Origin of the sequence: Streptomyces sp. YS-3, from assembly GCF_045257485.1 — a bacterium.
Taxonomy (GTDB): Bacteria; Actinomycetota; Actinomycetes; order Streptomycetales; family Streptomycetaceae; genus Streptomyces.
This window is the reverse complement of sequence record NZ_JBJHPC010000330.1, coordinates 1-8231: the sequence shown is the minus strand read 5'-3', so window position 1 is coordinate 8231 and position 8231 is coordinate 1. Positions and strand designations below refer to the sequence as shown.

At 70.0% G+C, this 8231-nt stretch carries 6 protein-coding genes; 3 read left to right on the top strand and 3 right to left on the bottom strand.

All coding sequences use genetic code 11. The features are described from left to right. The first annotated feature begins 77 nt into the window (after positions 1-77). Together ACJA3G_RS23840 and lpdA are read left to right on the top strand one after the other, a co-directional pair. Complete coding sequence (locus tag ACJA3G_RS23840; protein WP_406555074.1) at positions 78-614, top strand: hypothetical protein; 537 nt, start codon at positions 78-80, stop codon at positions 612-614. Between the two features lie 110 nt (positions 615-724). After that, positions 725-2128 (top strand): dihydrolipoyl dehydrogenase, encoded by a 1404-nt coding sequence (gene lpdA / locus ACJA3G_RS23835; protein WP_406555073.1) that lies wholly within the window; start codon positions 725-727, stop codon positions 2126-2128. Positions 2129-2216: 88 nt separating this feature from the next. Here lpdA and ACJA3G_RS23830 read toward each other — a convergent pair whose 3' ends face one another. Further along, complete coding sequence (locus ACJA3G_RS23830; RefSeq protein ID WP_406555072.1) at positions 2217-3368, bottom strand: hypothetical protein; 1152 nt, start codon at positions 3366-3368, stop codon at positions 2217-2219. Between the two features lie 181 nt (positions 3369-3549). Beyond that, entirely contained in the window at positions 3550-3960 is a 411-nt protein-coding gene (locus tag ACJA3G_RS23825; RefSeq protein WP_406555071.1) for a Fur family transcriptional regulator, read from the bottom strand. Between the two features lie 343 nt (positions 3961-4303). Here ACJA3G_RS23825 and katG point away from each other — a divergent pair, with 343 nt between their 5' ends. Beyond that, entirely contained in the window at positions 4304-6529 is a 2226-nt protein-coding gene (gene katG / locus ACJA3G_RS23820) for a catalase/peroxidase HPI (RefSeq protein ID WP_406555070.1), read from the top strand. A 74-nt stretch (positions 6530-6603) separates the two neighbouring features. Here the strand turns inward: katG and ACJA3G_RS23815 are convergent, their stop codons facing one another. Continuing rightward, positions 6604-8049, bottom strand: a complete 1446-nt coding sequence (locus ACJA3G_RS23815) for a glyceraldehyde-3-phosphate dehydrogenase (RefSeq protein WP_406555069.1) — start codon at positions 8047-8049, stop codon at positions 6604-6606. Positions 8050-8231: the final 182 nt, after the last annotated feature.

Below are 8231 nucleotides of genomic sequence, written 5' to 3'. Positions count from 1 at the left end.
CCCCCACCCCCTCCACCCTCTACTCTACGTACACGCCATAGCGCTCACCGTGAGCAGCGCGTCGAGGAGGGGTTTCTGTGTCATCGCACTACGGTCCCCAGTACGCTCCCGCCGGTGATGTGGGGGCCGCGTTGATGGTGGTCGACTCCCGGCTCCGGAGCGTCCAGCGTGGCGCGGGTGTGCCGGACCCCGAGGAGCAGGCGCTGGCGGAGCGGTTCATCGACTCGTTGGGGCCGGAGTCGGCCGGGGATCTGCTGGACGGTGTCTGCACGCTCGTCTACATGTTCATGACCTGGTTGCGGAAGGCCCACGAGGACGAGGGCAAGGACGTCATCGAGTACGTGGTGCCCAGGCTGGTGGCCTCGATGGGCAGGATGCCCAGGAGTGTCCGTCCGGAGGCCATTCCGACGCTGGCCGGGCTCGTCATCGCCGCCGCCACCGGGCTCAGTCCCAGCCTGTGGCGCGAGCAGTACGGCGAATGGACCGACGCCGAGATGAACGCCCTGGAGGTCACCGCCTTCCTCCTCGCCGATCACATCAACCGCATCACCGAGGACCCCGACTTCGCCACCCGCCTGATCACCGAGGCGCTCTCGCGTGCGGAGGAGGGCTGACGTCCGGTGCGGGGCCGGGCGCGGCAGGGTGCCCCGGGGCTTCGGGGCGCGCGCCCCTGTGGTGTGCTGACCTCTGATCGAACACAGGTGATCGGAAGGAAGTAACCCCCATGCAGGAGCACTTCGACGTGGTCGTCCTCGGGGCGGGGCCCGGTGGTTACGTGGCGGCCATCCGGGCCGCCCAGCTCGGCAAGCGGGTCGCCGTCGTGGAGGAGAGGTACTGGGGCGGTGTCTGTCTGAACGTCGGCTGCATTCCCACCAAGGCGCTGCTGCACAACGCCGAGCTGGCGCGCATCTTCACCCACGAGGCCAAGGCCTACGGCATCACGGTGAACGGTGAGGTCTCGCTCGACTACGGCGAGGCCTACCGGCGCAGCCGGCGGGTGGCGGACGGCCGGGTCAAGGGTGTCCACTATCTGATGAAGAAGAACGGGATCACCGAGTTCGACGGCCGGGGTACGTTCCTCGACGCGCACACCCTTGAGGTCGCCCAGGCGGACGGCGCCAAGCGGACCGTCACGTTCGACAACTGTGTCATCGCGACCGGCGCCACCCCGCGGCTGCTGCCCGGCACCCGCCGCAGCGAGCGCGTGGTGACGTACGAGGAGCAGATCCTCGCCGAGGACCTGCCGCGGTCGATCGTGATCGCGGGCGCGGGGGCCATCGGGATCGAGTTCGCGTACGTCCTGCACAACTACGGCGTCAAGGTCACCATGGTCGAGTTCCTGGACCGGATCGCGCCGCTGGAGGACGCCGACGTCTCGGCGGAGCTGGCCAAGCAGTACCGCAAGCTGGGCATCGACGTGCTGACCTCGACCCGGGTCGAGTCCATCGACGAGTCCGGCGCGCAGGTGCGGGTGACGGTCACCGGCAAGGACGGCGCGGCCAAGGTCCTGGAGGCCGACAAGGTGCTCCAGGCGATGGGCTTCGCGCCGAACGTCACCGGCTACGGGCTGGAGGCCACGGGTGTCCGGGTCACCGAGCGCGGCGCCATCGACGTGGACGGCCGCTGCCGTACGTCCGTACCGCACATCTACGCCATCGGCGACGTCACGGCGAAGCTGATGCTGGCGCACACCGCGGAGTCCATGGGTGTCATCGCCGCGGAGACCATCGCGGACGCGGAGACGATGGAGCTGGACTACCCGATGATCCCGCGCGCCACCTACAGCCGGCCGCAGATCGCGAGCTTCGGCTGGACGGAGGCGCAGGCGCGGGAGAAGGGCTTCGACGTCAAGGTCGCCAAGTTCCCGTTCACCGCGAACGGGAAGGCGCACGGGCTGGGCGACCCCGTCGGGTTCGTGAAGCTGATCAGCGACAACACGCACGGCGAGATCATCGGTGCCCATCTGATCGGGCCCGACGTCACCGAGCTCCTGCCGGAGCTGACGCTGGCGCAGCAGTGGGACCTGACCGTCCACGAGGTCGCCCGCAATGTGCACGCCCACCCGACACTGGGCGAGGCGGTCAAGGAGGCCGTGCACGGGCTGGCCGGCCACATGATCAACTTCTGATCCGGATTGCCCATCGTGGCTGGGTGAGCGCCGACGAGGGGGCCGGTGCCCCGGGACGGCCTTCTCCGGCGGTCCCGGGGGCGGCGGGTTACTTGCCCGGGTCCCGGAAGCGGCCGAACGCCTTGGTGAGGGCGCTCAGCGGCGAGCCGTCCGCCTTGGTCTGCCTCGGTACGGGCAGACCGGGTACGACATCGACGCCGGGCGCCTCGGCGAGCGCGGCCTGCGCCGCCTCGGCGGCCTCCCGGTACAGGTCACGCGACTTGGTCATGGCATCGAGCGCCTCGGCGTACCTGGCGACCATCGCCTGGGCGTGGACGAGCTCCTCGTCCGGGGTGAGCAGGTGCCAGCCCTGGCGCAGCCGCAGAAGGGCCCGCTCGGCGTCGGCCGGCATCGGGCGGGCGAGGGCGGCGAACTCCCTGATCCTGTCGAGGAGTTCGGTCGGCTCGGAGCCGTCCAGGATGACGGTGCGTACGGTGAAGCGGTCCGCGTCGTAGCCAGCCGCCTGGGGCTGCGTGGGCAGCACGACGGCTCCGCCGCGGGGCAGCCGGACGCCGAGCTCCTTCTTCATCGCGAAGTCGGCGATCTGCGCCTGCTCCGGGGTGCCGCGGTGCTCGATCACCCGATGCCGCAGGCTCGGCGGCAGGAACGCCGCCACCGGCCGCTGCCCCGCCGCGTCCGGTGTCATCGCCTCGTGCACCACGACGTGGACGAACCAGCTCTGCCGGGCGCAGTCGCGCAGCCGGTGGCGCAGCTCGTCGTCGTCCTTGGGCAGATGGTTCGTGGTGCGCATCCGCACGTCGGGGACGGTGTCGTGGTCCCAGGCGATGCGGTCGCTGTCGGGCCAGAACATGGTGGCCGGCGACGGCCAGTCGGTCTGCCACGGCCGCTCCGCCTCGGCGGCGAGGACCCAGGTGACCCCCTCACCCTCCTTGCGGCGGTTCTCGGGGTCGTACGTGGTCAGCTGGGCCCGCACGGTGACGTCGTCGGCGACGCGCCAGCGGGCCTCGAAGACACGCCGGGCCGTGGGGCCGGGGTCGGCGGACTCGTCGCGCGGGTGCAGGACGGTGGAGCGGGCCGCCTCGACAGGGTCGAGGTCCAGGAAGTCGTCGAGCACCCCGGCCGCCCTGAGGGCGATCAGGTTGCGCCGGACGTCCTGCTCGGGCTCGGGCCCGAGGTGGCGCGCGCGCCCCAGCCACGCGGTGTCGGGGACGGTGGGCGGGGAAACGGGGTTCTTGGCCATGGAGTCGTTCTGTAGGTGATCGGGGCGTGACCAGTATCCTCCGTCGGCCTGCCGAGGGAAGTAGTACCCGCCCGGGGTTTCGCCAATTCGTTCGCACCACCTCCGTCCCGGCCACCCGGCTCCCGTCCTACCGGGGGCGTGGTCCGGCGTGTGTCCTTCGGCCGCGGCCACGCGCCCGGCGTCACGCGCACGACGGGCACAGCCCCCGGTAGGTGACCTCGGCCGTGGCGACGGTGAAGCCGAACCGGTTGTCGGCCGGCAGATGGGACAGCAGGTCACCGGTGGTGTCGACATCGCGGATGGTGCCGCAGCCGGAGCAGACCAGGTGCTGGTGGGGCCGGTGCGCGTTGGGGTCGTACCGCTTGGCGCGGCCGTCGGTGGTGACCTCCAGGACCTCGCCGAGGGAGACCATCTCGCCCAGGGTGTTGTAGACGGTCGCGCGGGAGATCTCCGGCAGGCGCCGCGCCGCGCGCGCGTGCACCTCGTCGGCCGTGAGGTGGACGTGGTCGCCGTCCAGCACCTCCGCCACCACACGCCGCTGCGAGGTCACCCGCCAGCCACGCCCGCGGAGCCGCTCCAGCAAGTCGCTCATAGGGTCCATCCGTTCCGGCTCGGTGGAAAGTCGAGTAGGGGCCAGTAGTGGTGTACCCGCGATCGGCGGTCGTCGTACAGCTTCCGACCGAGGATGAAACCGGTGAGCTTCTTGACCTGGACACCGTCCATCGTAGGATCGATACCAACGACGGCCAAGGGAACGGACACCTCCGGTATGGCGGTACGGCAGCAGACCCAGCCGGTCCGTCCGCCTTCCCGGGCCCCTTCCCGAGCGACCTTCCACCGTCCACTGACGCGACGGGATCCGTCCGCCGCATCGAACTGTTCGACCATTCGTACTCCCCTGAGCAGTGTGATCCACCCAGCCCGGAAGGATTCCGATGTCTGAGAACCACGACGCGATCGTCACGGACCCGAAAACGGAGGACGGAAGCGGCGGCTGCCCGGTCGCACACGGTCGCGCCCCGCATCCGACGCAGGGCGGGGGCAACCACCAGTGGTGGCCGGAGCGGCTCAATCTCAAGATCCTCGCCAAGAACCCCGCCGTGGCCAATCCGCTGGGCGAGGAGTTCGACTACGCCGAGGCGTTCAAGAGCCTCGACCTGCCGGCCGTGAAGCGGGACATCGCCGAGGTGCTGACCACCTCGCAGGACTGGTGGCCCGCCGACTTCGGCCACTACGGGCCGCTCATGGTCCGGATGGCCTGGCACAGCGCCGGCACGTACCGCATCAGCGACGGCCGCGGCGGCGCCGGGGCCGGTCAGCAGCGCTTCGCGCCGCTCAACAGCTGGCCGGACAACGTCAGCCTGGACAAGGCCCGCCGACTGCTGTGGCCGGTCAAGAAGAAGTACGGCAAGAGCCTGTCCTGGGCCGACCTGCTGGTCCTCACCGGCAACGTCGCCCTGGAGTCCATGGGCTTCAAGACCTTCGGCTTCGGCGGCGGCCGGGCGGACGTCTGGGAGCCCGACGAGGACGTGTACTGGGGCCCGGAGACCATCTGGCTCGGCGACGAGCGCTACACCGGCGACCGGGAGCTGGAGAGCCCCCTCGGCGCGGTGCAGATGGGGCTGATCTACGTCAACCCGGAGGGCCCCAACGGCACGCCGGACCCGATCGCCTCGGCGCGCGACATCCGTGAGACGTTCCGCCGGATGGCGATGAACGACGAGGAGACCGTCGCGCTGATCGCGGGCGGCCACACCTTCGGCAAGACCCATGGCGCGGGCCCGTCGGAGGCAGTCGGCCCCGACCCCGAGGCCGCCGGGCTGGAGGAGCAGGGTCTGGGCTGGCGCAACTCCCACGGCACCGGGAAGGGCGGGGACACGATCACCAGCGGCCTTGAGGGCATCTGGACGAACACCCCGACCACCTGGGACAACAGCTTCTTCGAGATCCTCTTCGGCTACGAGTGGGAGCTGTTCAAGAGCCCCGCGGGCGCCCACCAGTGGCGGCCGAAGGGCGGCGCCGGGGCCGGGACCGTGCCCGACGCCCACGACCCGTCGAAGAGCCACGCGCCGACGATGCTGACGACCGACCTGGCGCTCCGCCTCGACCCGGTCTACGAGCCGATCTCACGGCGCTTCAAGGACAACCCGGCCGAGTTCGCGGACGCGTTCGCCCGCGCCTGGTTCAAGCTGACCCACCGCGACATGGGCCCGGTCTCGCGCTACCTCGGCCCGGAGGTCCCCTCCGAGACGCTGCTGTGGCAGGACCCGCTGCCCGAGGTGACGCACGAGCTGATCGGCGCGGCGGACGTCGCCTCCCTCAAGGAGCGCATCCTCGCCTCCGGCCTCACCGTCTCCCAGCTGGTCTCCACCGCCTGGGCGTCCGCCTCGTCCTTCCGGGGCAGCGACAAGCGCGGCGGTGCCAACGGTGCCCGCATCCGTCTGGAGCCGCAGCGCGGCTGGGAGGTCAACGACCCGGACCAGCTGTCGGTGGTGCTGAGCACGCTGGAGGGCATCCAGCGGGAGTTCAACGCCGGTGCCAAGCAGGTCTCGCTGGCCGACCTGATCGTGCTCGCCGGGTCCGCCGCGGTGGAGAAGGCCGCCCGGGACGCGGGCTTCACCGTCGAGGTCCCCTTCACGCCGGGTCGCGCGGACGCCTCGCAGGAGCAGACCGACGTGGAGTCGTTCGCCGCGCTGGAGCCGACCGCGGACGGCTTCCGCAACTACCTCGGCAAGGGCAACCGGCTCCCCGCCGAGTACCTGCTGCTCGACCGGGCGAACCTGCTCACGCTCAGCGCTCCCGAGATGACCGTGCTGGTGGGCGGTCTGCGGGTGCTGGGCGCCAACCACCGGCAGTCGTCGGCGGGCGTCTTCACCCGGACGCCGGGAGTCCTCACCAACGACTTCTTCGTCAACCTGCTCGACATGGGCACGACGTGGAAGGCGACCTCCGACGACGCGCACGCCTTCGAGGGCCGCGACGCCGCCACCGGTGAGGTCAGGTGGACCGGCACGCGCGCCGACCTGGTCTTCGGGTCGAACTCGGAGCTGCGCGCCCTCGCGGAGGTGTACGCGAGCGACGACGCCAAGGAGAAGTTCGCCAAGGACTTCGCCGCGGCCTGGGTCAAGGTCATGAACCTGGACCGGTTCGACCTCGTGTGACGGTCTGAGGTGTGACAAGAGGCGCCTGCCGGGTGAAAGCCCGGCAGGCGCCTCTTGTCGTGCAGCGGGGGTGCTCAGCTCGTCGGCACCGGGTACGTCGGGTACTCGACGCCCGAGACGTGCTGGACGACCCTGATGACCTGGCACGAGTAGCCGAACTCGTTGTCGTACCAGAGGTAGAGGATCGCGTTGTCGCCGTCCACCTTGGTGGCGCCCGCGTCGACGATCGAGGCGTGGCGCGAGCCGACGAAGTCCATGGAGACGGCGTCGGGTGCGGTGGTGAAGTCGATCTGGCGCTTGAGCGGCGAGTGCAGCGAGACGTCGCGGAGGTAGTCGAGGACTTCCTCGCGGGTGGTCTCGCGGCCGAGCCGCAGGCTGAGGATCGCGATCGAGACGTCCGGGACGGGAACGCGGATCGAGCTGCCGGTGATGGGCGCCTTGAGGTCGGGCAGCGCCTTCGCGACGGCGGAGGCGGCGCCGGTCTCGGTGATGACCATGTTCAGCGGCGCGGAGCGCCCGCGGCGGTCGGCCTTGTGGTAGTTGTCCAGCAGGTTCTGGTCGTTGGTGAACGAGTGGACGGTCTCCACATGGCCGCGGAGCACACCGTACTCGTCCGCCATGGCCTTCAGCGGCGGGACGATCGCGTTGGTGGTGCAGGACGCGCAGGACAGGATCTGCTCGTCCGGCTTGATGGTGTCGTGGTTGACGCCGTGCACGATGTTGGGCACATCGCCCTTGCCGGGGGCGGTCAGGACGACCTTGTCGATACCGGGGCGCAGGTGCTGCGAAAGGCCTTCGCGGTCGCGCCACTTGCCGGTGTTGTCGATGAGGATGGCGTCCTTGATGCCGTACGCCGTGTAGTCGACCTCGGACGGGTCGTTGGCGTAGATCACCTTGATCGCGTTGCCGTTGGCGACGATGGTGCTGGTCGCCTCGTCCACGGTGATGGTGCCCTGGAACTGGCCGTGGATGGAGTCGCGCCGCAGCAGCGAGGCGCGCTTGACGAGATCCTGCTCGCCGCCGCCGCGGACGACGATGGCGCGCAGCCGCAGACCGTTGCCGGAGCCGGCCTTCTCGATGAGCAGGCGCGCGACGAGCCGGCCGATGCGGCCGAACCCGTAGAGGACGACGTCGCGGCCCTCGCGGCGCTCGATCTTGTTGGCACCGGTGGCGCCGATGACGGCCTGGGCGGTGAACTCCGCCACGGTCAGACCGCGGTCGTCGGCCTGGTACATCGCGGCGAGCATGCCGAGGTCGATCTGCGAGGGGCCGAGATCGAGGGTGGTGAGAGCCTGCAGGAACGGAAGGGTGTCGGTGACCGAGAGTTCCTCACCGGCGATCTGCCGGGCGAATCGGTGGGTCTTGAGGATGCTGACCACCGACTTGTTCACCAGGGAGCGGCTGTGGAGGAGGACGGTGACGTCCCGCTCCCGGTGCAGCTTCCCGATGATCGGGATCATCGACTCCGCGATCTCCTCGCGGTTCTTCCAATTGGTGAACGAGTCGTCATTGACAGTCACGAGTTTATCTTTCGAGCTAGGCGGCGCTCATATGCTAACCCCACCCCTGTTCGACCGTTCAAGGGGTGCCGCCCGGGCCGACGACCGTGACGGAACGCCGCCACTTGTCACCCAAGGTGAACGATCACGCCTGATCGCCTCGCAGTCGGCCGACGACTGCGGGGCGGCGGTGCGCGGTGGAG

Excerpts from the sequence above, each read along its gene's own strand:
- lpdA (WP_406555073.1), top strand. The coding sequence starts at position 725 with ATGCAGGAGCACTTCGACGTGGTCGTCCTCGGGGCGGGGCCCGGTGGT.
- ACJA3G_RS23830 (WP_406555072.1), bottom strand. The coding sequence starts at position 3,368 with ATGGCCAAGAACCCCGTTTCCCCGCCCACCGTCCCCGACACCGCGTGG.
- ACJA3G_RS23825 (WP_406555071.1), bottom strand. The coding sequence starts at position 3,960 with ATGAGCGACTTGCTGGAGCGGCTCCGCGGGCGTGGCTGGCGGGTGACC.
- katG (WP_406555070.1), top strand. The coding sequence starts at position 4,304 with ATGTCTGAGAACCACGACGCGATCGTCACGGACCCGAAAACGGAGGAC.